This is a genomic window from Flavobacterium aquiphilum, from assembly GCF_027111335.1.
Taxonomy (GTDB): Bacteria; Bacteroidota; Bacteroidia; order Flavobacteriales; family Flavobacteriaceae; genus Flavobacterium; species Flavobacterium aquiphilum.
Map to the genome: position 1 here is coordinate 3,612,940 of NZ_CP114288.1, position 24,658 is coordinate 3,637,597.

Genomic DNA, 24,658 nt, shown 5'->3' on the forward strand with positions numbered 1-24,658 from the left:
AGAGACTTTAACTCTAAATTCGCCTTTTTTTTTGTCAATTAGCACTAACACTTTTAAAAGGTATGATTTTTGCTTTTGATTATCATATTCACTAAATTTACAATAACAACACCTAACTATCATGGATGATAATTTTTCACCTAGAGTAAAAGACGTTATTACTTATAGCAAGGAAGAGGCGCTGCGCCTTGGACATGACTTTATAGGTACTGAACATTTGATGCTTGGCATTCTAAGGGATGGAAATGGTAAAGCGATTCACATCCTTAACAACCTGTCTATAGATCTTGACCATCTGAGACGGAAAGTTGAAATCCTAAGCCCCGCCAGTCCTAGCGTTGATGTCAGTGTAGAAAAGAAAAATTTACATCTGACGCGCCAAGCAGAACGAGCTTTAAAGACAACTTTTTTAGAAGCCAAAGTTTTCCAAAGTTCTTCAATCAGCACTGCACACTTACTGTTGTGTATCTTGAGAAACGAAAATGATCCTACAACCAAGCTATTAAATAAGATGAAAATCGATTATGATATAGCTAAAGAACAATACATCAATATGACTCCAAACGAAGAAGATTTCATGGAAAACTTGCCAAAAAACGAATCATACAATGACGATTCAGGACAAGATGACAGTTTAAAAGAAAGCAATTTCAATAATCCTGCCAACAAATCAAATAAAAAATCTAAAACCCCTGTTTTGGACAATTTTGGTCGAGATTTGACCGAAATGGCCGAAGAAGGAAAATTAGACCCTGTAGTGGGACGTGAAAAAGAAATAGAACGTGTTTCTCAAATTTTGAGCCGTCGCAAAAAAAACAATCCTTTATTAATAGGAGAACCTGGTGTAGGTAAATCTGCTATTGCCGAAGGTCTTGCTTTGCGAATCATTCAAAAGAAAGTTTCCCGTATCTTATTCAACAAACGCGTTGTAACCCTTGATTTAGCAAGCCTTGTCGCCGGCACGAAATACAGAGGGCAATTCGAAGAAAGAATGAAAGCCGTAATGAATGAATTGGAAAAAAATGACGACATCATTCTCTTCATCGACGAGATCCACACAATTGTAGGCGCTGGCGGAGCAACTGGCTCGCTTGACGCTTCCAATATGTTTAAACCTGCATTGTCAAGAGGAGAAATTCAATGTATCGGTGCTACAACATTAGATGAGTACCGTCAATACATTGAAAAAGACGGTGCACTTGAAAGACGTTTTCAAAAAGTGATTGTTGAACCAACTTCTGTTGAAGAAACAATTGCAATTTTGAACAATATCAAAAACAAATATGAAGACCATCACAATGTAATTTACACGCCGGAAGCTATTGAAGCCTGTGTTAAATTAACGAACCGATACATGTCCGAAAGATTTTTACCGGACAAAGCCATCGATGCGTTGGACGAAGCCGGATCACGTGTTCACATTACCAATATTGATGTTCCAAAACAAATATTGGATTTGGAAAGACAATTGGAAGAAGTGCGTGAGTTGAAAAATTTGGTTGTTAAGAAACAAAAATATGAAGAAGCAGCCAAACTTCGAGATGACGAGAAAAAGATAGAAAAAGATTTGGCCATAGCTCAAGAGCAATGGGAAGAAGATTCTAAAACCAACAGAATTTTGGTTACCGAAGAAAATGTTGCGGATGTTGTATCTATGATGACCGGAATTCCGGTAAATCGTATTGCCCAAACAGAAAGCAACAAACTTGCCAAATTACCTGAGCTTATCCAAAACAAAGTAATTGGACAAAACGAAGCGGTTTTAAAAATCGCCCGTTCCATCCAAAGAAACCGTGCCGGATTGAAAGATCCGAACAAACCAATTGGTTCGTTTATTTTCTTAGGTCAAACAGGTGTTGGTAAAACACAATTAGCCAAAGTTCTAGCCAAAGAATTATTTGATTCTGAGGATGCATTGGTTCGAATCGACATGAGCGAATACATGGAGAAATTTGCAATTTCAAGATTGGTTGGAGCGCCTCCGGGATACGTTGGTTACGAAGAAGGTGGTCAATTAACTGAAAAAGTTCGCAGAAAACCATATTGTGTCGTGTTGCTTGACGAAATCGAAAAAGCACACCCCGATGTTTTCAACATGATGCTTCAAGTGCTTGATGATGGATTCCTGACTGACAGTTTAGGACGCAGAATCGATTTTAAAAACACGATTATCATTATGACTTCGAATGTTGGAGCTCGTCAGTTGAAAGATTTCGGACAAGGAGTTGGATTTGGCACTGCCGCTAAAATAGCACAAGCCGACGATAATTCTAAGAGCATTATTGAAAATGCTTTGAAAAAAACTTTTGCTCCTGAATTTTTGAACCGAATTGATGATGTGATTGTATTCAATACTTTGGAAAAAGACGATATCAATTTAATTATCGAAATCGAGTTGAAAAAACTATACGAGCGCATTAGTGAACTTGGCTATCAGTTAAAACTTTCTGATAAAGCCAAAGCATTTATCGCCGATAAAGGTTTCGATAAGCAATTTGGCGCAAGACCATTAAAAAGAGCAATTCAGAAATATGTAGAAGATGCCTTGGCTGAAGAAATCATTACTTCAAAAATTGCATCCGGTGACGAAATCTTTATGGACATAGAAGACGGTGCTCAAGAATTGACCGTAAGCATCCATAAAGCGGAAGAACCGAGAAACCAAACAGAAGAACCTACAAATCAATAATTTAAAATAAAAAGTTCACTTAACAAACCCGTTACGTTTTAATAACATAACGGGTTTATTCTTTATAGGATATTATTGTATTTTTTAAAAACAAATATCTACTTTTGGTACTTATACAAAATTAATTATGCTTCAAAACAAACTCATACTCGGGAGTGAAGAATGGTGCTCTTTCCCTGAATTAGGAATTCCCACAATTAAAGCCCGTGTCGATTCCGGTGCAAAAACATCAGCTTTGCACGCCATCAATATTGCGCCATTTATTAAGAATGACACCAATTGGGTAAAGTTTGACATCAATCCTATTCAAAACAATATCAAAACAGTCATTCATTGTGAAGCTCCAATGGTTGATAAAAGAATCGTGAAAAGCTCTAGCGGATTTAGGGAACATCGCTATGTAATCCAAACCTTAATTGCAATTGGCGATGCCAAATGGCCTATTGAAATGACCTTGACCAATCGTGACTCTATGGGTTTCAGAATGCTTTTGGGACGCGAAGCCATGAGCGGAAGAATTTTGGTTGATCCGTCACAAAAATACCTTTTAGGACAACCAAGTGCTGAAAGTCTAACCGAATTATATAAAAACTCGGAAAAAGCAACATCTGGTTTAAGAATTGGGCTTTTGGCTAGCAATCCTGAATTATACAGCAACAAAAGAATCATGGAAGCCGGAGAAATGCGAGGCCATGAAATGCACTTTTTGAACATCAAGGAATGCTACATGAAACTTGACGCCAAAAAGCCTGAAATTCATTATCGCGGCGGAAAAATATTAAATCAGTTTGACGCCATTATCCCTAGAATCAGGCCAAGCATCACCTTTTACGGCTGTGCCCTAACTCGTCAATTTGAAGCTTTAAAAGTATTTTGTCTAAACTCTTCGACTGCAATCACACAATCGAGAGACAAACTATTTTCTTTACAATTACTACTTAATCATGGTGTTGACATTCCAACGACAGGATTTGCCAACTCCCCTTTAGATACCGATGATCTGATAAAAATGGTTGGCGGACCACCACTTATCGTAAAATTATTGGAAGGAACCCAAGGAAAAGGAGTTGTATTGGCCGAAACCAAAAAAGCCGCAGAAAGTGTTATCAACGCTTTCAAAAGCCTAAATGCTAATATTTTGGTTCAAGAATTCATCAAAGAAGCCAACGGAAAAGATATTCGTTGTTTTGTGATTGATGGCAAAGTGGTCGCCGCTATTCAAAGAGAAGCCATGCCGGGTGAATTTAGAGCCAATATACATTTGGGAGGAACAGCTTCAGTGATTAAAGTTACAGCAGAGGAAAAAAAAATTGCCATAAAAGCTGCAAAAGCAATGGATTTAAAAGTTGCCGGTGTGGATATTATTCGCTCCGCAAAAGGGCCTTTATTGCTTGAAGTAAATTCATCGCCCGGGCTTGAAGGAATCGAAGGTGCTACGAATAAAGACATCGCTAGAGAAATGATCAAAGCCATTGAAAAGAACTTTAAGATAAAATAAAATACAAAAGGCAAAGAACAAAAGGCAAAGGGCAAATTACAAAATCCAAAAGTCTAAAAAACCTAAAATAAATGAATCCCTACTTAGACATCATTATCCGTAGTACCGCTGTGTATTTATTCATGGTGGTTGCATTGCGTATTTTTGGAAAAAAAGAACTATCGCAACTTAACACTGCCGATGTCATTTTGATTTTACTGATAAGCAACTCCGTTCAAAATGCGATGGTAGGTAACGACACAACACTTTGGGGAGGTTTAGCGGCAGCGACTATACTTTTTGCAATTAATTTTATTCTAAAGAAATTAACATATCGCTATAAAAAATTCAGCGATTTCATGCTTGAAAAGCCCGAAATCCTAATTCATAACGGAAATTTAGATTTCAAAAACCTAAGCAAATTAGACATCACTTCGGATGAATTGAAAGAAGCGATGAGAGAACATGGCGTTGAATATTTTAAGGATGTAAAACTCGCCATGCTGGAAATTGACGGAAACATAAGCATCATCTCAGGCGAAAGCAATTTAAAACAAACCCATTACAAAAGAAGAAAAAACCGCAAGAATCTAACTCAGGGAATTTAGTACTTATTACCGCAAATACGCAATTTTTTCAAACCATATTAAGTCCTATGAGATCTTTTAAAAAGCTAAACGAATCAAAAACCTTCGCTTTGTTGGTTTCGAATTAAGTTTAAAACTACCCACGTTAGAGTATTCGCTTTTAGTTTCTAAAAATATTCTTTTGCCACAGATTCACAGATTAAAATGATTTTAAAATCTGTGAATCTGTGGCATTTTCATAAATTTTTCGGAATGCAACCTTGCAGACTTTTAGTCAGCCAAGCCAAAACTATAGAGTTTCAGTCCACAGCGGTTTATTTTTATTCACTCTCTATGTGAAAGCCCATAAAAGCACTAAACCCGTAAACTAGCCCCGATTGTAATGGAAATCCTCTTGTTCCGTCTCGTCCCAAAAGACGAGAGGAACAAGAGATTAAAATGGAAAGCGGGACTACTGTTGTTACTAGCACAAAATTTCTGCTCCTAAAAAAACATATCACTTCGCTTTAAAGCACAAAAAAACCATTCGAATTGAATGGTTTTTTTATGAATAAATATATTTTGATTAAATAAATACTCTCAGGAAATAGTACACTATCGCAGCCAATAAAGCCGAAACAGGAATAGTTAACACCCATGCCCAAAGTAAACTGATAGTTACTCCCCATCGAACGGCAGAAACCCTTTTAGTTAATCCAACTCCGATAATGGATCCCGTAATAGTGTGTGTCGTACTTACAGGAACTTTAAAATGCTCTGTAAAATAAAGTGTCAAAGCACCTGCAGTCTCAGCCGCAACACCTTCAAAAGAGGTAACTTTGGTAATTTTGGAACCCATTGTTTTTACAATTTTCCAACCGCCACTCAATGTTCCCAAAGCAATTACGGTATAACATCCTAATGGAATCCATTCTGGCATTACTCCTTTTATTCCTTTGTCATCGTCTGGCAACACTACCTGCAGCCATTCTGGCAAACTAATAATATCGATACCGCTAGTCTTTATATAAACAGCAACTGCCGCTGCAATAATTCCCATTACTTTTTGTGAATCATTACCTCCATGACCCAAACTAAATGCAGCTGATGAAAGTAATTGCATTCTTCTTAAAACAGCATCAGCCCTATTCAAATTTAAACTACTGAATACTAGTGTAAAAGTTGAGATAGACAGTATAATAAATGCCACCAAAAACCATTTTATATTATGCGATTCAAATACAATACTCCAAAAATGCGATTCAAAACGTGGTTTTTCGATTTTATCAAACGGTACCATTTCACCATAAATAAACCAAATTGACGCTATCATTAATGCAATAGAGAACAACTTAGGATATATACTTTTCTTAGAAGAGTACAGCAACCAAATGGAAATGAAATACGAAATCAAAGCTCCCAATAAAGGGGCAAGCACAATAAAGGCAATTATTATTACTACCCCGGAAGGCATTCCTCCATCCTTTCCTGCCTTATACCAAGACACTACCTCGTACCAATGTTTAGTAACCTGCGCTCCGTCCTGAACTACTGCATAATCCGAAAATCCGTGTAAAGCAATCGCGTGAGCAATAGCAGCACCTGCAAATCCTCCGATCAAAGTATGTGAAGAACTGGAAGGAATTCCCTGCCACCAAGTAAATAAATTCCAAATTATTGCCGCTATAACTCCCGCAAGAATCACGACTAGGGTAATTTCGCTTGTATCGGCGGTTTTGGCAACGGTATTGGCAACACCCAAACCAAAAACCCAATACGCCAGGAAGTTGAAAAAAGCTGCCCAAATTACCGCCTGAAATGGTGATAACACCTTGGTAGCAACAACTGTAGCAATAGCATTGGCCGCATCATGAAAACCATTGATGTAATCAAAAATTAATGCTAAAACTATAATAATTATGAGTAAAGTCATATCAATATCTTCAAATGAATAGCGTTAGATTAAGAATGTTTTACCGTAATAGATTCTAAAACACTGGCAACACTCTTACATTTATCAGTTGCAGATTCTAAAACTGACAATACTTCTTTATATTTAATGATATTCTTGGCATCGGTTTCGTTTTCGAAAATTTCGAAAACGGCTTTATTATATACCATATCCGATTTATTTTCCAACTTATTAATTTTGGCACAAGCGTTGGTTATGGTTTTCATATTGCTCAAATCCTTCAATTCTTTCACTGCAATAGCAATATTTTGACAGGCTTCAAGGTTGATTTCGGTCATTTTACGAATTGATTTTGTGATTTTATCCACTTGGTACAAACGCATTCTCGAAGCAGCACCATGCAAATAATCCGCAACATAATCAATAGAAGTAACCAAAGAGTGTATATCTTCTCTATCAAAAGGAGTGATAAAATTTCTGCTTAATTCCAAATTGGTTTGACGTGTAATGTCTTCCCCTCTTTGCTCCAATTCATCTATTTTATGAAACAAAGCTTCTCTTTCCTTCAAAGGAAGATTAACCGCTTCGTGTAAATTTGAAGCCAATTCGATTAGATTACTTGACGCCTCTTCGAAAAGTGGAAAGAATTTTTTGTCCTTTGGAACCAAAAATTGAAAAATACTATTTAATGACATTTGTTTTTGTTTTTAGTAGTGCAAAATTACGGCATTATTTAAAGCTAATGTTAAGCCAATGTTAACAAATCTTCATCGACCTGAAAACTGTTTAAGAAAATCACAGTTTTTTCTATGTCATAATGAAGAATTCTGTCTTCTTTCACCAAAGGAACTTCCTCTCTGTAAGATTTTAGAAACATTTCAATAAAATCACTTGATTGTAAAGGTCTTCGATATTCAATCGCTTGTGACGCGTTCATCAATTCGATAGCCAAAATGCGCTCCAAATTATCCATAATATGCAAACATTTGGTTGCTCCATTGGCTCCCATGCTCACATGATCTTCCTGGCCATTACTAGAAACAATGCTATCCACGCTTGAAGGAGTTGCCAATTGCTTATTTTGGCTTGCAATACTTGCAGCGGTATATTGCGGAATCATAAATCCGGAGTTCAATCCCGGATTATCAACCAAGAAAGCGGGAAGATTACGCAATCCCGAAATCAATTGATAGGTTCTGCGCTCAGAAATACTTCCCAATTCAGCCAAAGCAATCGCCATAAAATCCAAAGCCAAAGCCAAAGGCTGTCCATGAAAATTTCCGCCTGAAATAATCTGATCGCTTTCGATAAATATATTAGGATTATCGGTTACCGAATTAATCTCTGTTTTAAAAACTTTCTTCACATAATCTAGGGCATCTTTTGACGCTCCATGCACTTGTGGAATACAGCGGAACGAATACGGGTCTTGTACATGAGTTTTTGACTGTTCAATAATTTCACTTCCGCCCAAAAATCCTTTTACTCTTTTTGCAGTTGCAATCTGACCATTATGAGGTCGTATATAATGTATCAACTCATTAAAAGGTTCTATCCTACCATCAAAACCTTCCAACGAAATTGTTCCAATCAAATCGGCTAAAAACGAAAACTTATTTGCCTTCATTAAAATATGAGCACCATAAGCACTCATAAATTGAGTCCCGTTCAACAAAGCCAAGCCTTCTTTGGATTGTAACACAATTGGCTCCCAACCAAAATACATTAAAACTTCTGTCGAATGCACTTTTCTACCTTCAAACCAAACTTCACCTTCTCCTAATAACGGTAATGACAAATGTGCCAAAGGAGCCAAATCTCCTGAAGCTCCAAGTGAACCTTGCGTGTAAACAACCGGCAGTATATCATTATTGTAAAAGTCCAATAATCGCTCCACCGTTTGCAATTGCACTCCCGAATGTCCGTAACTTAAAGATTGAATTTTCAGCAACAACATCAATTTAACAATTTCGCTTGGCACTTCCTCCCCTGTTCCGCAAGCATGCGATTTCACAAGGTTTTCCTGAAGTTTGGACAAATTTTCATTAGAAATCTTAACATTACATAACGATCCAAAACCTGTATTGATTCCGTAAATGGGTTCCGGATGTGAAGCCATTTTTGCATCCAAATATTTTCTGCAATTGATAATATTGGCTTTTGCATTCTCTGAAAGAGCAATCGATTTATTATAAGAAATGATCTCTTGTAAAGTTTCAAAAGAAAGCAAATCTGTGCTTATATAATGTACATTCTCCATTTTGGCTGATTTTAAGTGTTCAAAATTCCACAAATCAACATTAAAAACCAATTTTTTTTAACAATAATTAAAAATTAGCTCGAAAAAACAAACCACTATTGACTAAAAGTCCATAGTTCTGGCTTGCCAAACTAAAAGTCTGCAAGATTGGATTTCGAAAAATTCATAAAATTGCCACAGATTCACAGATTAGAATGATTTTAAAATCTGTGAATCTGCGGCAAATGAATGTTTTTTTTAGAAACTAAAACCGAATGCAATAAAGTGCATAGTTTTAAACTTTATTTCAGATCGATAAAATTCTCCAATTATTTTTTGCCCTTCACAACCTCTTTAAAAAGTTTCTGCTTTTATAAGATCAAAAGCACAAATAGCTATTTTTAAACAAAAAACCATATTGCTTTAACCTAGATTCAACATTAAAAGAAACTTAAAATTCATATTGAAAACAAAGATAATCTCAAAAAACAAAGAAATAAATTACGCAATTTTAAATTTGACTCAAAATTGATTTTTAATTATTGAACTATTCGCAAAAACGAACGATAAAGCTTTGTTTTTTCATAAAAAACTGTACTTTTGAAAAATCAAAAATGAAAGCTTTTAACAGTACATATCACTCTTCTTTGACAACCAAAATTTGGGTTGCGCTTGCTGTTACAACTACATCTACTACAACTACTACCCCGTAGGGGTATTCTTTTTTACATATAGTCCAATTTTATTCTATCTTTTTTATAAAGAAGGAAAGTCATGGGTGCATAGAAGCCTTTTGCATTTTTATAAAAAAACAGAATACAAAACAAAATCGTTACGATTTAAAACATTGATAATCATACAAAAATAGTGGTGTTAAATCACTCTAAAACAAATATAAAAATATCATGAAAGTATTAAAGTTTGGCGGAACTTCGGTGGCCAATGCAGAAAACATAAAATTAGTTTTAGATATAGTTATAAATAAAGCACAAGACGAAAAACTTGTTGTTGTAGTATCCGCTTTAAGCAAAGTAACCGATTTATTGCAATTGGCAGCCTCAAAAGCCGCTTCCAATGACGAAAGCTTCAAAGATATTGTTACCGAAATAGAGAAAAAACATTTAGAAGCACTTAAGCAACTTATTCCTGTAAGTGAGCAAAGTGGTTTGTTGAGCCATATCAAACGCATCATTAATCATTTAGAAACTTTGCTTGACGGTTGTTTCTTATTGGGTGAACTTTCAGCAAGAACTTTGGATACAATTTTAAGTTTTGGTGAATTATTGTCCTCCTATATAATTGCCGAAGCTTTAAAACAAAAACTAAAAAACAGCAGTTACAAAGACAGCCGCGAATTGATCAAAACCAACAATCATTTTGGAAAAGCAGCTGTAAACTTCGACCTTTCAAATAAATTGATTGCTGATTTTTTTGCTTCAAATGAAAATCAAGTGGTTGTAATGCCTGGTTTCATTGCAACTTCCGAAGATGGAATTATCACAACTCTTGGTCGTGGCGGTTCTGATTATACTGCAGCAATTATTGCCGGAGCTTTGAATGCTACTGATTTGGAAATTTGGACAGATGTAAACGGAATGTTCACTGCCAACCCTAAAATCGTAAAACAAGCACAACCAATCGCTACAATTTCATACCAAGAAGCAATGGAATTGTCGCATTTTGGAGCCAAAGTATTGTATCCACCAACTATTCAGCCGGTTTTAAGAAAAAATATTCCGATTTTAATCAAGAATACTTTTGAACCACAAGCCGAAGGAACTTTGATTTCCAATAATGTTTCAAAACATATCAATCCTGTAAAAGGAATTAGCCATATTGACAATATTACTTTGATTACTCTTGAAGGCTCCGGAATGATTGGAGTTGCAGGATCCTCAAAGCGTTTATTCGAAGTTTTATCGCATGAAGGTATCAACGTAATTTTTATTACTCAAGCTTCATCGGAGCATTCTATATGTATTGGTATCCAAAACTCGGATGCCGAAACTGCTGAGGCCGCCATAAATAAAGCTTTCCAAATAGAAATTGCCCAAAACAAAATTGATCCATGTATTGTTGAACAAGGTCTTTGCATCATCGCTTTGGTTGGTGAAAACATGAAAAACCATCAAGGTTTAAGCGGTAGAATGTTTAGCACTTTAGGAAAAAACAATGTCAACATCAGAGCAATTGCCCAAGGTGCTTCAGAGCGAAACATTTCGGTTGTCATCAATGAAAGAGACGTTAAAAAAGCACTGAACTCTTTGCACGAAAACTTCTTTGAAGAAAACATCAAACAGTTAAACTTGTTTGTAATGGGAGTTGGAAATGTAGGAGAGAAATTCATTGAGCAAATTCACCAACAAAAGAAATTCTTAAAAGAGAATTTAAAAATAAATCTTAGAGTTATTGGTATTTCCAATTCCAGAAAAATGTATTTTGACGAAGACGGAATGTCTCTGAAAGAATGGCAATCGCTTTTGGAAAAAGGGGAAACTGCCAATATGGAACAATTTATCGCTAAGGTAAAAGAACTCAACTTACGTAACAGTATTTTTGTGGATATTACTGCCAATGCCGAAGTTTCTAAAACTTATGATCAATATTTAAAACAAAACGTTGCCGTTGTAACTTGTAACAAAATTGCTTGTTCATCTGCCTACGATAATTACAAAAACCTAAAAAGTTTATCGCGTCAATTCAACGCTCCTTTCCTTTTTGAAACAAACGTTGGAGCCGGATTACCAATCATTGATACCGTTAAAAACTTAATTGCTTCCGGTGATAAAGTACACAAAATTCAAGCCGTTTTGTCAGGTAGTTTAAACTTTATCTTCAACAACTTCAGTGAAACTTACAGTTTTCATGACGTAGTAAAAGAAGCTGGCGTTCAAGGATTTACAGAGCCAGATCCAAAGATTGATTTGAGTGGTATTGACGTAGCCAGAAAGATACTTATTTTGATTCGTGAAAGTGGGTACAAAATGGAAATTGAAGAAATTCAAAATGAATCTTTCCTTCCCGCAGCATGTATGGAAACGACTAATAACGAAGCTTTTTTCGCTTCATTAATCGAACATTCAAAACACTTTGAATCTATTTTAGCGGAAGCGAAACAAAAAGATAGCCGACTAAAATTTGTGGCTCAATTTGAAGATGGAAAAGCAAGCGTGGGTTTACAATTCATCCCAAAAGACCATCCGTTTTACAATTTGGAAGGAAAAGACAATATCGTTTTATTCTATACTGATCGTTATGTTGATCAACCATTATTGATAAAAGGTGCCGGTGCCGGTGCGGCTGTTACTGCATCCGGTATTTTTGCCGATGTAATTAGAATAGGGAATATATAACGCAATTAACCGTAGAGATACACTGCAGTGTGTCCCTACAATGCGTAATCAAACAAAAAAACAAATGAACGAAATAAAAATATTTTGCCCTGCCACAATCGCGAATCTTTCGTGTGGTTTTGACGTACTTGGACTTTGTTTGGCCACTCAAGGCGATGAAATGATTGTTCGCAAGTCTAAGGAAAAAGGAGTTCGCATTACCAAAATAGTCGGTGCCGATTTACCAATGGAAACCGAAAACAATGTTTCTGGTGTTGCCGCTTTGGCGATGTTGGAGGAAGTGGAAACCGAATTTGGTTTTGAAATCGAAATCTACAAACACATCAAAGCCGGAAGCGGAATTGGAAGCAGCGCGGCGAGTTCTGCGGGAGCTGTTTTTGGAATCAACGAATTGTTGGGAAGACCTTTCACTAGAAAAGAATTGGTAAAATTTGCAATGCAAGGTGAGAAATTAGCCAGCGGAAACGCCCATGCCGATAACGTTGCCCCTGCCCTTTTGGGAGGTTTCACCTTGGTTCGAAGTTCAAATCCTTTGGATATTATCAAAATTGACAGCCCGTCTGAATTGTATGCAACAGTGGTTCATCCGCAAATTGAGTTGAAAACATCTGATGCCCGTTCGGTATTGAAACAAACCGTTTCGCTGAAAAGCGCCATTACCCAATGGGGAAATGTAGGCGGATTGGTAGCCGGTCTTTACACTCAGGATTACGAATTAATCGGGCGTTCCCTGCATGACGAAATCATCGAACCTATCCGCAGCATGCTGATTCCGGGATTTGATTTAATCAAGCAAACCGCTTATGAAAACGGAGCTTTGGGTTCAGGAATTTCGGGTTCAGGTCCTTCGATTTTCGCTTTAAGCAAAGGAAAAGAAAACGCCGATAAAATTGCCAAAGCCATGAGTGCCGTTTACGAAGAAATGAATCTGCCTTATGAAATTCACGTTTCGAAAGTGAATGACGAAGGAATCTCTATTATTTAAGAATTCAGATTAACGATTTTAGATTTTTGATTTAACCGTTACGTTAAAAATCATAAATCTAAAATCGTTAATCTTCAATCAAAAATCACAATGAAATATTACAGTTTAAACCATAATGCCCCAAACGTTTCTTTTCAGGAAGCAGTAATACAAGGACTAGCAGCCGACAAAGGATTGTATTTCCCTGAGAGCATTACACCATTAGCACCAAGTTTTTTTGATTCAATTGAGAGTTTATCGCACGAAGAAATCGCTTTTGAAGCTATTAAACAATTCGTGGGAGACGAAATCCCGACAGAAACTTTAAAACAAATCATAGCCGAAACTTTATGCTTTGATTTCCCTGTTGTGGAAGTTGAAAACGGAATCTATTCCCTTGAATTATTTCACGGGCCAACAATGGCTTTCAAAGACGTAGGAGCGCGTTTTATGTCCCGTTGTTTGGGTTATTTCAACAAAGACAAAAAAGATGCTAAAAACACGGTTCTTGTGGCAACTTCCGGAGATACAGGAGGAGCTGTTGCGAGCGGTTTTCTTGGCGTAAACGGCGTTGATGTGGTAATCCTTTACCCTTCCGGAAAAGTGAGCGACATTCAGGAAAGACAGTTGACCACTTTGGGACAAAATATTAAGGCACTTGAAGTAGATGGTGTTTTTGACGATTGTCAGGATATGGTGAAAAAAGCGTTTCTTGATGAAACTTTAGCGCATAAAAACCTGACTTCGGCGAATTCTATCAATATTGCGCGTTGGTTACCACAAATGTTTTACTTTTTCTTTGCTTACAAAGCATTGAAGAGTCAAAACAAACCATTGGTTTTCTCTTGCCCAAGCGGCAACTTCGGAAATATTTGCGCCGGTATCATTGCCAAAAAACTAGGTTTACCTATCGATCATTTTGTGGCTTCTACCAATGTAAATGATACCGTTCCTAGATTCCTTGTAAACGGAATTTACGATCCAAAACCATCTATCGCGACGATTTCAAACGCTATGGACGTAGGAAATCCAAGCAACTTTGTCCGTATCCAAGAAATGTACAACAATGATTTGGCGCGATTCGAAAAAGATTTCACTTCCTATACTTTCACCGATGCTGAAACTTTAACAGCGATGAAGCATATTTATAATGACGATAGAAAATATATCGCAGAACCACACGGAGCTGTTGGCTATTTAGGATTGAAAAAAGAATTGGCAAACAAACCAAACGCCATTGGTGTTTTCTTGGAAACAGCACATCCTATCAAGTTCTTAGACGTAGTAGAACCTGCTTTGGACGTAACTTTACCGCTTCCAAAACAAATTGAAAGCGTAATGAACAAAGAAAAAGTAAGTGTGAAAATTAAAACTTACGAGGAGTTGAAAGCTTTCTTGGGATAACCCATAATTATATCATCATATACAAAACGACTGCCATTTATTGCAGTCGTTTTTTTTTTTGAGCTATTCCTGCTGTCCGCTGTATCTGTGTGCCCGAACCCCGGGCACACAGGATGCCGCTACCATCAGGGCTACGACTGCATTAGTTTTTTTTTCAGAAACATTATTTTAAGCTATCCTTTCCCACAATTTAAATGGAATAATAATTCGATAGGAAATTTTAAAATTTTGCAAGAAAAAGTATATATTTGGAAAGAAAAACACATAATAAACTTTCGTTAATTTAACCAATTTAGATTTATATGCAAAAGTTTGTAGCGAGTATAGACAAGTTTAGGTACAAGCTACCGAGCCGAACGACATCACGAAATCTAACCAATAAATAATTGATTTGAAAAAAGAGAATGTGGTGCAGAAACTAAATTAATATCGAATTTTAATGATGGCTCAATTCGAGAACTTGCATTATGAATACGAAAAGAAATTTGCCAACCTTCATTTAAAGTTACTAAAAGTGTTGTTTGAGAATTATCTTGATAAACAACTTCAATCAATCTATTAGGTAATTTTAATCTTTGAACTTTTGCTTTTGGCTTAATATTTTCAAAAGGTAAATTCAGTGTACCGTGTAAATTGTAGGCTTGTATTTCTACTTTATTTTTTCCTTTTATAACTTTATAAAAATCTTGATTACCAATTAAATACTCAACAAGTCTTTCTGCAACAGTTTTGGGGTTTTCTCTGTCCAATCTCAATAATTCTGTTTTAAAAGCATCTAAAACAGGAACATAAACAGAAGTATGATAATCTCCCAAAGTATCCCATTTTTGTGTCGCTTTACTTGCTGTCCTTAACTTAGCCAAATTACTAAAAACAGGTTTTATTTCTTCAAAATAATCGACAGAGCAAGGAAATCCTAACCATTTTTGACCAAAATCAATATCATTTGACAAACGTGAATGTTTAACTGCTCTATGATTATTTTTTGCTGAAATTCCAATCTCCCATTTTTGCAATGCCCTAATTGCTAATACATCACGAACATCTCCTGTTTGACCAGCTTTATCTGCAACTATTTCAAGTTGCAAAATATCATTTTCATTAATTCCATTTGCCAAACGAGGCTCTATATCAAGAAGGAAATTAACAGCAAAACTTGCATTTAATCTATAATGACTTTGTTCTTTTTCATCAAAACTCATAAAACATTTAAGAGCTGTTTTAAATGGTTCATTTTCGATAACTGTAACAGAAGTTAAAACTTTCAAACGTTCTAAAAATTCATTTAACAGAGCATATTCAAATACTTTGCCATTGATTGTTTGAGTTGGTATTTTTGCCATTATGCAGATATACTTTTAATTATTTCGTTCATTTTCTCAAGTACAATATTTCCATTTACTTCGGTTATAATGCTTTTCGATGTAGCATTTTTCATAAGTTTTATCTGTTCTAAATCAGAATATATTTTTTGAGCTAAAACCTTCCCCATTCTCACAGGAACAGCATTTCCAATCATTTTATAACCAGCTACAACACTATTATATTCAAAAGAAAAAGTATCAGGAAAAGTTTGGATTCTTGCACATTCACGAACGCTTAACCTTCGGTACAAATACTCCTTCCCTTTTACAAATTCTCTAATATTTTGTTCAATAAAATTCATCTTTGGTGCTTGCGGGTGTATCGGAGCGTGACGACCACCAGCTTGAATTGTAAAAGAGACTTCGTCCCAAGAACGAACTCTATTTCTTGACATAAACATTGAAGAGAAACCACCAATCATATATTCGTGATTCAATACTTTGCAATCACTTCCATTAGTATAGTTTCCTTCTTTTGCAGGTAATACACTATCTTTTAAATCTCCAATTGCTTTTTCAAGTGTGATTTTATTTTCAAGCGTCGTTGGTCTTGGAAAAGTAAATTTCATTCCTAAATCCTTTCTATATCCGATAAAAAAAACACGTTTTCTATCTTGCGGAACGCCATAATCAGAAACATTCAATAATTGAAAGGTCAAATCATAACCAATATCGGTAAACATCTGCTTTATATTTGCTAAAGCCTCTTTATGCGCAGGCAATAACATTCCTGATACATTTTCAGCTAAGAAAAACTTTGGTTTTTTATCCGCCAAAATTCTCATAAATTCATAAAATAGCTGACCTCGTTTATCGGCAATTCCTCGTTTTGAACCTGCTTCCGACCAGCTTTGACAAGGTGGACCACCAATTATACCATCACAATCAGGAACTTCACTTGAAGGAATATCAACAATGCTTCTCCTATCTAAAATCGTTTTTTTATGATTTTTTTCATACGTAGCCCAAATCTCTTTGTCATATTCATTTGCCCATATGACGTCAAAACCAGCCTTTTCAAAGCCTAAATCAAGCCCTCCAGCTCCTGCAAAAAATGACACTACTTTCATAGAATTGAAACATTATAGTTAAAATACAAACTTACAATTTTTACTGAACATTGGTTGGCATAGATTTACAAAATTGACCATCCGAATGAAAATGGTCTGTACCTAACACTTGCTACCCACGCTCACCCGCTCTCCAAAGTGTTCCCTTAAAAAACTACACTGCTGCGCAAATGTCTCTGACTTTGCGCATTTTTTTTATGCTCTTATAAATTCTAAATCTCTTAAAACTCTCCCGACTTTTTACCCGAACATTCTTGATATGTAACCCAAGTTAGCGCAGAAATTTTCTCTGTACCCGCAGAGAGATCGACAAAGCATATAAAAAAGTAACACGGAATTTTTATCGCAAAATATTCAAAAATGCCTTTTTTTCAAAAAAAGGTGGTCTGTCAAAGTGATTGAACAAGCTCATTCGAGCTGCAGGAGACAATTCAAGTGGTTGAACAAGCGCTTTCGAGCTGCGGGAGACAATTCAAGTGGTTGAACAAGCTCCTGCGACCTGCAGCGGACTGTTCAAGTAGTTGAACAAGTTGTCTTAAACTTAGGGAATACCAAAAGATTTGTCTTTTAGATTTTGTAAGAATATTTTATTATCTTTCAAAAAGAAATGACACGTTATTGAATGACGCCAATTAACCCGATCACGCATTCTATTATAAAAATCAAATAAACTTTCATGAATAAAATCACTTACTTAAAAGATGTACCAATGTTCAAAAAAATATTGGGTTTTGCTTTATCTCTATTTGGTCTTTTTGCATTTTTATCTCTGAATATAATATTTGGCGCTATTTTCCTTGCATTAGGCATAAACTTATTAATGACCGAAGGCTCTGAAATCAATTTAGATAATAAAACCTATAGAAATATAAAATCATTATTTGGCTCACACTTTGGAAAATGGAAACCTTGCCCGGAGTTTGAATATGTTTCTGTGTTTAAAACCAAAGAAAATCAAACCATTAGAGTGGTAACGGCTGAAACTACATTACAAAGTGATGTTATTGTATTGAATCTATTTTACAAAGGCAATAAACATATTACTTTTTACAAAACTCAAGATAAAACAGACGCTTTTAATGTAGCGGAGAAGTTCAAATCTATTTTTAAAATTGATATTCTGGATGCTACAGAAAGTAAAAAAAGATGGTTATGAAATTAGCTGAAAACCCCAATCGCGCGGATTTACTTCGTAAGTTCGCTATCGCTCTGGTGCAATACGTACCCACAAAGACAAGCCATAAAGCTAATTTTTCATTACAAAAAATGACGTTAAATATAAATTATTCAAATCCTAAATTAAATGGATAATTGATAATTGGAGCGTACACGGATTAAAAATCCGCGCGATCCGGACTAAAAAGATAAAATACAAAATGAAAAAACTCCTGTTAATTTTAATATTTTTTTTGGTTAGTTATGAAATTCACGCACAAGAAATTCTCTTTAAAGTTGCTTATAAACCTAATTTAATTTACAAACAATCAATGGAATCAACTTCCAAAAACACAGTAACTTATTTAGGCCCAAATGAATTATTAAAAAGACTTGAAGAGAAAAAATTAGAAAATCCTAAATATACGTTGAGCAAAAATTACATTGAAAGTACTAATTCAACTGGTAATTTTAAAAATGGACAATTTCCATTAACAATAAAATTTGAAGGTGACGATAAATCAATAATACCTGGAGGTACAACAATATATGGACATGTAATTACAGACAAAACTCCTGTACTAGATTCAATCAATGCACCAAAGTTAGATTCTCTTTATAGAATAGATTTCTTATCTACAATGCAAAAAGTAATCAGTCAAATTTCGTTACCAGAACAAAAAATAAAATCAGGAGAAAGTTTTGTGAGAGAAATACCCACAAACATTCCTATTGGAAAATTTAACTTCAACCTAACAAACACAATAACTTATACTTTAAAAAAAATTAAAAATAAAAAAGCATATTTTGACATAACTCAAGTGTACGCCATAAATTCAAAAAATACTGACTTATCATTAAAAGCAAGTGGTGAAGGAAAAGGACAAATCATTTATGACATTGAAAATACTTTTTATTTATTGTATGAATTAAATTCAACAATAAATATGCTTGTTAGCAATGAAGAAATGAATTTTAAAGTTGTTACGGAAAGTATTACAAAACAGTCTACTAATATTTCAAAATAAAAAATCCCGATCGCGCTGATTTGCTATCCGTACCCACAAAGACAAGCTATAAAGCTATTTTTGGCACAAAAAACAACTGTTGAACATGCAAAAAAAGAAAGACTACCCTTATCCGGATAGCCTTTCTTTTTAAACAAAAACATTTACTTTTTTTGTTTTGTAGATTTAAGATTTTACTTTTTGATACGCTAAATTCACGCCTGCAGGTAATTTCTCTTCTTCTTTATCTTTAACTAAAAGTTTTATAGCCAAAACAACTACTCCTGTAAATAGAATAATGATTCCCAATACATAAAAAGCGTTTGTGTAATCAATTAAATCCTTTGTTTGTGATACTCCACTTTCGTCAATCACGTCTTTAGTAAATTTAACTGCTTTAGCTTTGAACAAGAAAGCAATTAACATCGCTCCGATATTTCCACCTGCTCCTACAATTCCGGCAACACTACCTACTGCTTTTGGATTTACAAATGGTACCAAGCTGTATGTTGCACCATTTGCCATTTTTAAACTCATTCCAAACAAGAACATTAAAAAGATAGCAACTCCCAATTGATTTGTCATTCCAAAGAAAATAACACCTACACCTTCAATAAGAAGCAGTAACGCAAGCAATAAATTTTTCCCAGAAAAACCATATCTCTTACCAATTTTGTCAGCAACAATACCGCCAAATGGTCTTGCAAAAAGGTTGATTAATCCAAAAAGACCTGCGCAGATTCCAGCTGTTTTCAAAGTAGCACCAAAAGTATCTGTAAAATAAATAGGGGCAAAATTATCAATAGTGATCTCAACTCCAAAACAAGCAGCATAAGCGATAGTCAAAACCCACGTACGGTAATCTTTTACAGCCAGCATAAAGGTGTTTTCTTTATTCGCTGTTTCTATTCCAAGTTCTTTATAGTTTCCATTTGGTAAATCTTTTGTATATCTCAAATAGATAAAAGCAAAAACCAATAATAGTACTCCGGGAATAATCATTGCATATCTCCAGCTGTCTTCCTTAGTACATACTCCTAATCCTACGAATCCGGCGGCAATAAGCGGCATGGTAATATTAGCAAGACCAGCACCTGCATTTCCAAAACCTCCTGCCGTAGCATTGGCGGTTCCTTTTATAGACGGAGCAAACATTACTGAAGTATGAAATTGTGTAATTACAAATGAAGCTCCAATAACACCTATTGCCAATCTAAATAGAAGAAAACTTTCATAAGATTGTGAAGTACCAATTAATAATACCGGTACGGAGCAAATTACTAATAACCAGGTGTAAACTAATCTAGGACCAAATTTATCAACTAATCTACCGATTAATAAGCGGGCGATGATAGTTGCAGATACAGCTGCAATTTGAATGTTTCCTAATTGGTCTTTTGTTAGGTGCAATTGTTCCTTTGCAAGAGGCATAAGTGATGCCATACCGAACCATGCAAAAAAGGAAAAGAAAAAAGTTAACCAAGTAATGTGGAAGGTACGCATTTGAACTCCTTTGCCACTAAAAATGTTTAAACTTGAAAGCGGTTGATTTGTTGAAATTGAACTCATATCAAAAAAATTTAATCGTTTAGTACTGTTTATTTTTCTAAGTATCAAACTTACGTCTAAGTATTTTACTTATTCATAAGGCAAAATTAAATGCTTTACTTGGAACAAAAACTGCCAAAACGCAGTTTTTTAAAAAAATTAAGTATTTATACGTAAGTATATTTGATTTAAGTAAATTTCAACAACGTAATCAATAAATAAAAATGCAGATGGCGGATTTTAACAGGAGCGATCGATCTCATTAAGTTAAGCTTTAATTCGCTCTCGCAAAGGCGCAAGGCCGCAAAGTTAAAATCGGGTTTCTTTGCGACTTTTGCGACTTTGCGAGAATTATTTTTAGACAAAGTGTAGTAAGAAGTCCTAAACTTAATGATATTGCGCAAGCGATAGCGAACTGACAAAGTAATCCGTATCAGTAAAGACAGCTAATCAAGTTAATTTTTTAACAACAAAAAAAGCCACAAGAAAATAACTCTTGCAGCTTTTTGTATTTGTAAAGGTTATAGCAATTTAATACATTTGGACTCATCTGCACGGAAAACCTTCAAGCAAACCTAGACGAATACAATTATGACATTAATTGCGATATTTTTTCCGTTTCTTTCCTTCTTTTTAAGAGGCAGAATATTTACGTCAATTCTTTGTTTAATTCTGCAGATAACTTTAATCGGGTGGATTCCCGCGGCTATTTGGGCTGTTATTTCATTGCAAAACTCCAGAGCCGATAAACGCAATGAAAAATTGATTAAGGCTATGAGAGCTAAGTAATAAGCATCGTATTACTCTCAAAGTTTTTCATTCCTGTAAAGACAAGATATTTCGTAATGGATTTTTCACATAGCATATCCGTAATCTTGTCATTTCGACGAAGGAGAAATCTCACTCGCATATCGAAAAAGATTACTGACTTTTCTATGCGGAGTTACTTGCGGAGATTCCTCCTCCGTCGGAATGACAAACTTGCCGATTGTTTGGCTATTTAAAAACGTCGTTTTTAGAAACGAGGAATGACAAATTTCACGGATGATCACAAAACCAATTCTTCGAACAAGCGCTGAATAGTTTTGTCTAAATCATCACAGAAACCGGAATGCGGTCTTGAAGTTTGTATCGACGAACTTCTGATAGCGGTTAACCAGCGAAAACGGGACGGAATATCAAACTCGCCGATAGGTCCTCCGGCTTTGCCTCCTTGGGCAATTTTTTGAAAAGATTCCAAATTCTGTTCGAGTTGCTCCAAATCAAAATCTTCAGAGAACAACAACAATTTAGTTTCATTGACTGAATAGATCATTTTTATAAATTTTGCTTTTTTGCAAAACAGAATAATGCCCACATTTAGGAATTCTTCCCGCTCTACCCTTGGTACAACGCGAACAACGGCGTACTCATATAAGTTTTTCTCTTGCATTTTCGGCTTCGTTTATAAAAATTTCTGAATGGTTCAATCTAGTCCATAAAAACTCAAAATAGATTCTGCGGATTTCATCGGGAGTTTGCTCGCTGTCTTCCCAATGGAGCCAATCTTCGGGTATGTAATTGACGATATCCTGTAAAATTTCTTTAGTGAGTAATTTTTTAAAAGCGATATCGGTGGCTTTCAATTCGGTAGCCTGAGGCAGTAGTACATGATCTTTTATTAACGCAAAAGGACTTTTGGCGTGCGTTTCCCAACTTTTCCAGGAATGCTGAAAATAAAGAGAAGCTCCATGGTCAATGAGCCATAATTCTTTGTGCCAAATAAGCATATTGGTGTTTCTGAAAGTGCGGTCCACATTGGTAATAAACGCATCCAGCCATACTATTTTCGAAGCCAGATCTGCAGGTAATTTTGTCACCACGGGATCATAAGTAATCGCTCCCGACAAAAAATGTAGTGCCAGATTCAGTCCCTGACTGCCTTGCAACAAGTCCTGAATTTCCTCATCGCCTTCGGTCCGCCCAAAAGCTTCATCGAGGTTGGCAAACACCAATTCGGGCATTTTAAGGTTTAAAACTCTTGCGATTTCACCGCCTATCAATTCGGCGATCAACGCTTTTACGCCATGCCCGGCACCTCTAAATTTCAAGACATACTTAAAATCATCATCAGCTTCGGCCAAAGCCGGCAAAGATCCGCCTTCCCGCAAGGGCGAGATGTAACGGGTGACATTTACGGTTCTTAATTCAAGTGGTTTTTTCATAGTACACTTTTATGAACTGCAAACTTACGAATAAAGATACTAAGAGACTAAGATTCTAAGATGTTGATATTAAAGCCTAAACTCCTAAACTTTCCCCTAAACTTCTAACCTTTTAACCTTTCAAACATTTCAAAGCCCAAAACTCAAATACGCTTTTCCGATATTGGCAATAATATCCGAAGCGATAAAGGATTGATAACCCGTTTCGGGCAAAGCAACATCAGCAGTTAGTCCATGTAGATAAACGCCCAAAATTGCAGCATCAATAGTTTTGTAGGATTGTGCCAAAAGACTGGTAATCATTCCCGTCAGGACATCACCACTGCCAGCTGTTGCCAGAGCAGCATTTCCGGTTGTGTTTCTATAAATCATTTGACCATCTATAATATAAGTTGGTGCGCCTTTCATCACAATTACAACCTGGTTTACAATTGAAAACACTACCGTTTTTCCAATTTTTTCCTCTTCGGTATGCCATTTTCCTATCAAACGTTCCAATTCTTTGGGGTGTGGCGTCAAAATAGCTTTTGGAGGAACCAAAGCCATCCAAGAAGGATTATGAGACAAAATATTTAGCGCGTCGGCATCAATTACTAATGGAAGATTATTATTGGACAAAAAATCATGAAACGCTTTTTGTGTTGCCATTTTCTGTCCCATTCCGGGGCCAATACCAATAGCATCGACATCCAAATTCAACGCTATCTCTGAAAGGTATTTTTCATGGTCATCAACTACAACCATCACTTCGGGAACCGATATCTGTACAATTTCGTAACCACATTGTGGCACAAAAGCGGTCACCAAGCCACAACCTGTTCTCAAAGCAGCTTTCGAAGCCAAGCAAACAGCCCCTATCTTTCCATAACTCCCACCAACGAGCAAAGCATGACCCTGAATGCCTTTGTGGGTATATTTGTCTATGGTTTTGTAGCGCTTTAGGATTTCATTTCTGTCAATAACAATTGGACTATTCATTAGATCTTTTTTCTATTAAAAGTACGAAATTCTGAAACTCAAATTTTAAAAAACCGAAAATCTTCAGGGCGTGCCCCCAGTAAGAAAAGGGGCTTACCTATCGTTGCGGTTATGCAGCCCCTTTCCCTACCGCGGTCGGGCTATCCATGCTACTTCGGTAGCTCATTTCTATCCCTCACGCAATGCGCCACAAGTTTAGTGAAAACGAAAAAATTTCAGCTTTACACAAGATTCCTGAGAACCTAAATTTATTTCGTCATAATATGAAATAATATTCAACTCCCTAGCGTATTACAAAAAACATACTCTCAATATTGTCAATTCCAAGGCATTATTTTTTTTCATTGTTGTCCGGCAAAAATATAAATGGAATTCCGAACTCAATATTTATGGTACTTACTGACAGGTCGCTCCTCTGGAGCTTGTTTTTGTCAATTCTCTTTTCTACAAACAGAGCGTCCCCATGGGACTAAAATAGCTCCGTTAGGAGCAAACTGTCTGTAGAAAATAAATGTTTTTTTTATAAAGCTACAGAGTAGCGACCTTTTGATTATTCACAAAATTTAATCGGACAACAATGTTTTTTTTCAAAAAAAGCATGAAATGATTTCAAATTTTAGTAGCCATCAATAGTAAAAAATCTGCGTAAATCTGCAAAACCTGCGTGCCTCATTTTTACACAGATTTTCCAGATTTACCCAGATTTTACTTCAAAATCTTTGAGAGAC

Annotated in this window: 19 protein-coding genes; 10 read left to right on the forward strand and 9 right to left on the reverse strand. The window is 35.7% G+C overall.

Going from position 1 to position 24,658, the window contains the following annotated elements; translation table 11 throughout:
* The first annotated feature begins 121 nt into the window (after positions 1–121).
* The 3 genes from OZP12_RS14645 (at position 122) to OZP12_RS14655 (ending at position 4,774) form a co-directional block, all read left to right on the forward strand.
* Positions 122–2,689 (forward strand): ATP-dependent Clp protease ATP-binding subunit, encoded by a 2,568-nt coding sequence (locus OZP12_RS14645; RefSeq protein ID WP_281225773.1) that lies wholly within the window; start codon positions 122–124, stop codon positions 2,687–2,689.
* 127 nt (positions 2,690–2,816) lie between these two features.
* Positions 2,817–4,187: a 30S ribosomal protein S6--L-glutamate ligase gene (rimK, locus tag OZP12_RS14650; RefSeq protein ID WP_281225774.1), complete on the forward strand. Its 1,371-nt coding sequence runs from the start codon at positions 2,817–2,819 to the stop codon at positions 4,185–4,187.
* Positions 4,188–4,258: 71 nt separating this feature from the next.
* Positions 4,259–4,774 (forward strand): DUF421 domain-containing protein, encoded by a 516-nt coding sequence (locus OZP12_RS14655; protein WP_281225775.1) that lies wholly within the window; start codon positions 4,259–4,261, stop codon positions 4,772–4,774.
* A gap of 544 nt (positions 4,775–5,318) precedes the next feature.
* On the opposite strand, the gene OZP12_RS14660 is transcribed toward OZP12_RS14655, so the two are convergent.
* Genes OZP12_RS14660 through hutH form a run of 3 tightly spaced genes read right to left on the reverse strand, consistent with a single transcriptional unit; the run spans position 5,319 to position 8,904 of the window.
* Entirely contained in the window at positions 5,319–6,665 is a 1,347-nt protein-coding gene (locus OZP12_RS14660; RefSeq protein ID WP_281225776.1) for an inorganic phosphate transporter, read from the reverse strand.
* 29 nt (positions 6,666–6,694) lie between these two features.
* Positions 6,695–7,339, reverse strand: coding sequence for a DUF47 domain-containing protein (locus OZP12_RS14665; RefSeq protein WP_281225777.1), 645 nt, complete (start codon positions 7,337–7,339; stop codon positions 6,695–6,697).
* A 50-nt stretch (positions 7,340–7,389) separates the two neighbouring features.
* Positions 7,390–8,904, reverse strand: a complete 1,515-nt coding sequence (gene hutH / locus OZP12_RS14670) for a histidine ammonia-lyase (protein WP_281225778.1) — start codon at positions 8,902–8,904, stop codon at positions 7,390–7,392.
* Positions 8,905–9,788: 884 nt separating this feature from the next.
* Between hutH and thrA the strand changes: the two genes are divergently transcribed.
* From thrA to thrC, 3 genes are all read left to right on the forward strand, one after another.
* Positions 9,789–12,236 (forward strand): bifunctional aspartate kinase/homoserine dehydrogenase I, encoded by a 2,448-nt coding sequence (thrA, locus tag OZP12_RS14675; RefSeq protein WP_281225779.1) that lies wholly within the window; start codon positions 9,789–9,791, stop codon positions 12,234–12,236.
* A 64-nt stretch (positions 12,237–12,300) separates the two neighbouring features.
* On the forward strand, positions 12,301–13,221 hold the full coding sequence (locus tag OZP12_RS14680) for a homoserine kinase (RefSeq protein WP_281225780.1): 921 nt from the start codon (positions 12,301–12,303) through the stop codon (positions 13,219–13,221).
* Positions 13,222–13,311: 90 nt separating this feature from the next.
* Positions 13,312–14,604, forward strand: a complete 1,293-nt coding sequence (gene thrC, locus OZP12_RS14685) for a threonine synthase (protein WP_281225781.1) — start codon at positions 13,312–13,314, stop codon at positions 14,602–14,604.
* Positions 14,605–14,975: 371 nt separating this feature from the next.
* Here thrC and OZP12_RS14690 read toward each other — a convergent pair whose 3' ends face one another.
* Entirely contained in the window at positions 14,976–15,947 is a 972-nt protein-coding gene (locus OZP12_RS14690; RefSeq protein ID WP_281225782.1) for a HaeIII family restriction endonuclease, read from the reverse strand.
* The gene (locus OZP12_RS14695) at positions 15,947–17,038 is read right to left on the reverse strand and encodes a DNA cytosine methyltransferase (protein WP_281225783.1); all 1,092 of its coding nucleotides are present in this window, start codon (positions 17,036–17,038) and stop codon (positions 15,947–15,949) included. The genes OZP12_RS14690 and OZP12_RS14695 overlap by 1 nt, the downstream gene beginning before the upstream one ends.
* A 676-nt stretch (positions 17,039–17,714) precedes the next feature.
* Between OZP12_RS14695 and OZP12_RS14700 the strand changes: the two genes are divergently transcribed.
* From OZP12_RS14700 to OZP12_RS14710, 3 genes are all read left to right on the forward strand, one after another.
* The gene (locus OZP12_RS14700; protein ID WP_281225784.1) at positions 17,715–18,194 is read left to right on the forward strand and encodes a hypothetical protein; all 480 of its coding nucleotides are present in this window, start codon (positions 17,715–17,717) and stop codon (positions 18,192–18,194) included.
* Positions 18,191–18,349 carry a hypothetical protein gene (locus tag OZP12_RS14705; RefSeq protein WP_281225785.1) on the forward strand — a complete coding sequence of 53 codons (159 nt, stop codon included), beginning with the start codon at positions 18,191–18,193 and terminating at the stop codon, positions 18,347–18,349. Before OZP12_RS14700 ends, OZP12_RS14705 begins: the two co-directional genes overlap by 4 nt.
* Positions 18,350–18,414: 65 nt before the next feature.
* The gene (locus OZP12_RS14710; RefSeq protein ID WP_281225786.1) at positions 18,415–19,221 is read left to right on the forward strand and encodes a hypothetical protein; all 807 of its coding nucleotides are present in this window, start codon (positions 18,415–18,417) and stop codon (positions 19,219–19,221) included.
* Positions 19,222–19,386: 165 nt separating this feature from the next.
* Here OZP12_RS14710 and OZP12_RS14715 read toward each other — a convergent pair whose 3' ends face one another.
* Complete coding sequence (locus OZP12_RS14715) at positions 19,387–20,769, reverse strand: MFS transporter (RefSeq protein ID WP_281225787.1); 1,383 nt, start codon at positions 20,767–20,769, stop codon at positions 19,387–19,389.
* A 570-nt stretch (positions 20,770–21,339) separates the two neighbouring features.
* Here OZP12_RS14715 and OZP12_RS14720 point away from each other — a divergent pair.
* Positions 21,340–21,537 (forward strand): YqaE/Pmp3 family membrane protein, encoded by a 198-nt coding sequence (locus tag OZP12_RS14720; protein ID WP_281225788.1) that lies wholly within the window; start codon positions 21,340–21,342, stop codon positions 21,535–21,537.
* A 259-nt stretch (positions 21,538–21,796) separates the two neighbouring features.
* Here the strand turns inward: OZP12_RS14720 and OZP12_RS14725 are convergent, their stop codons facing one another.
* The 3 genes from OZP12_RS14725 to OZP12_RS14735 all read right to left on the reverse strand — a co-directional run bounded on the left by OZP12_RS14725 (position 21,797) and on the right by OZP12_RS14735 (position 23,930).
* The gene (locus OZP12_RS14725; protein ID WP_281225789.1) at positions 21,797–22,180 is read right to left on the reverse strand and encodes a DUF3037 domain-containing protein; all 384 of its coding nucleotides are present in this window, start codon (positions 22,178–22,180) and stop codon (positions 21,797–21,799) included.
* On the reverse strand, positions 22,158–22,952 hold the full coding sequence (locus OZP12_RS14730) for a HipA family kinase (protein WP_281225790.1): 795 nt from the start codon (positions 22,950–22,952) through the stop codon (positions 22,158–22,160). Before OZP12_RS14730 ends, OZP12_RS14725 begins: the two co-directional genes overlap by 23 nt.
* 129 nt (positions 22,953–23,081) lie before the next feature.
* The gene (locus OZP12_RS14735; RefSeq protein ID WP_281225791.1) at positions 23,082–23,930 is read right to left on the reverse strand and encodes an NAD(P)H-hydrate dehydratase; all 849 of its coding nucleotides are present in this window, start codon (positions 23,928–23,930) and stop codon (positions 23,082–23,084) included.
* Between the last annotated feature and the right edge of the window lie 728 nt (positions 23,931–24,658).

What these genes read in the sequence shown, in the direction of transcription:
- OZP12_RS14645 (WP_281225773.1), top strand. Translation starts at nt 122, where the DNA reads ATGGATGATAATTTTTCACCTAGAGTAAAAGACGTTATTACTTATAGC.
- rimK (WP_281225774.1), top strand. Translation starts at nt 2,817, where the DNA reads ATGCTTCAAAACAAACTCATACTCGGGAGTGAAGAATGGTGCTCTTTC.
- OZP12_RS14655 (WP_281225775.1), top strand. Translation starts at nt 4,259, where the DNA reads ATGAATCCCTACTTAGACATCATTATCCGTAGTACCGCTGTGTATTTA.
- OZP12_RS14660 (WP_281225776.1), bottom strand. Translation starts at nt 6,665, where the DNA reads ATGACTTTACTCATAATTATTATAGTTTTAGCATTAATTTTTGATTAC.
- OZP12_RS14665 (WP_281225777.1), bottom strand. Translation starts at nt 7,339, where the DNA reads ATGTCATTAAATAGTATTTTTCAATTTTTGGTTCCAAAGGACAAAAAA.
- hutH (WP_281225778.1), bottom strand. Translation starts at nt 8,904, where the DNA reads ATGGAGAATGTACATTATATAAGCACAGATTTGCTTTCTTTTGAAACT.
- thrA (WP_281225779.1), top strand. Translation starts at nt 9,789, where the DNA reads ATGAAAGTATTAAAGTTTGGCGGAACTTCGGTGGCCAATGCAGAAAAC.
- OZP12_RS14680 (WP_281225780.1), top strand. Translation starts at nt 12,301, where the DNA reads ATGAACGAAATAAAAATATTTTGCCCTGCCACAATCGCGAATCTTTCG.
- thrC (WP_281225781.1), top strand. Translation starts at nt 13,312, where the DNA reads ATGAAATATTACAGTTTAAACCATAATGCCCCAAACGTTTCTTTTCAG.
- OZP12_RS14690 (WP_281225782.1), bottom strand. Translation starts at nt 15,947, where the DNA reads ATGGCAAAAATACCAACTCAAACAATCAATGGCAAAGTATTTGAATAT.
- OZP12_RS14695 (WP_281225783.1), bottom strand. Translation starts at nt 17,038, where the DNA reads ATGAAAGTAGTGTCATTTTTTGCAGGAGCTGGAGGGCTTGATTTAGGC.
- OZP12_RS14700 (WP_281225784.1), top strand. Translation starts at nt 17,715, where the DNA reads ATGAATAAAATCACTTACTTAAAAGATGTACCAATGTTCAAAAAAATA.
- OZP12_RS14705 (WP_281225785.1), top strand. Translation starts at nt 18,191, where the DNA reads ATGAAATTAGCTGAAAACCCCAATCGCGCGGATTTACTTCGTAAGTTC.
- OZP12_RS14710 (WP_281225786.1), top strand. Translation starts at nt 18,415, where the DNA reads ATGAAAAAACTCCTGTTAATTTTAATATTTTTTTTGGTTAGTTATGAA.
- OZP12_RS14715 (WP_281225787.1), bottom strand. Translation starts at nt 20,769, where the DNA reads ATGAGTTCAATTTCAACAAATCAACCGCTTTCAAGTTTAAACATTTTT.
- OZP12_RS14720 (WP_281225788.1), top strand. Translation starts at nt 21,340, where the DNA reads ATGACATTAATTGCGATATTTTTTCCGTTTCTTTCCTTCTTTTTAAGA.
- OZP12_RS14725 (WP_281225789.1), bottom strand. Translation starts at nt 22,180, where the DNA reads ATGCAAGAGAAAAACTTATATGAGTACGCCGTTGTTCGCGTTGTACCA.
- OZP12_RS14730 (WP_281225790.1), bottom strand. Translation starts at nt 22,952, where the DNA reads ATGAAAAAACCACTTGAATTAAGAACCGTAAATGTCACCCGTTACATC.
- OZP12_RS14735 (WP_281225791.1), bottom strand. Translation starts at nt 23,930, where the DNA reads ATGAATAGTCCAATTGTTATTGACAGAAATGAAATCCTAAAGCGCTAC.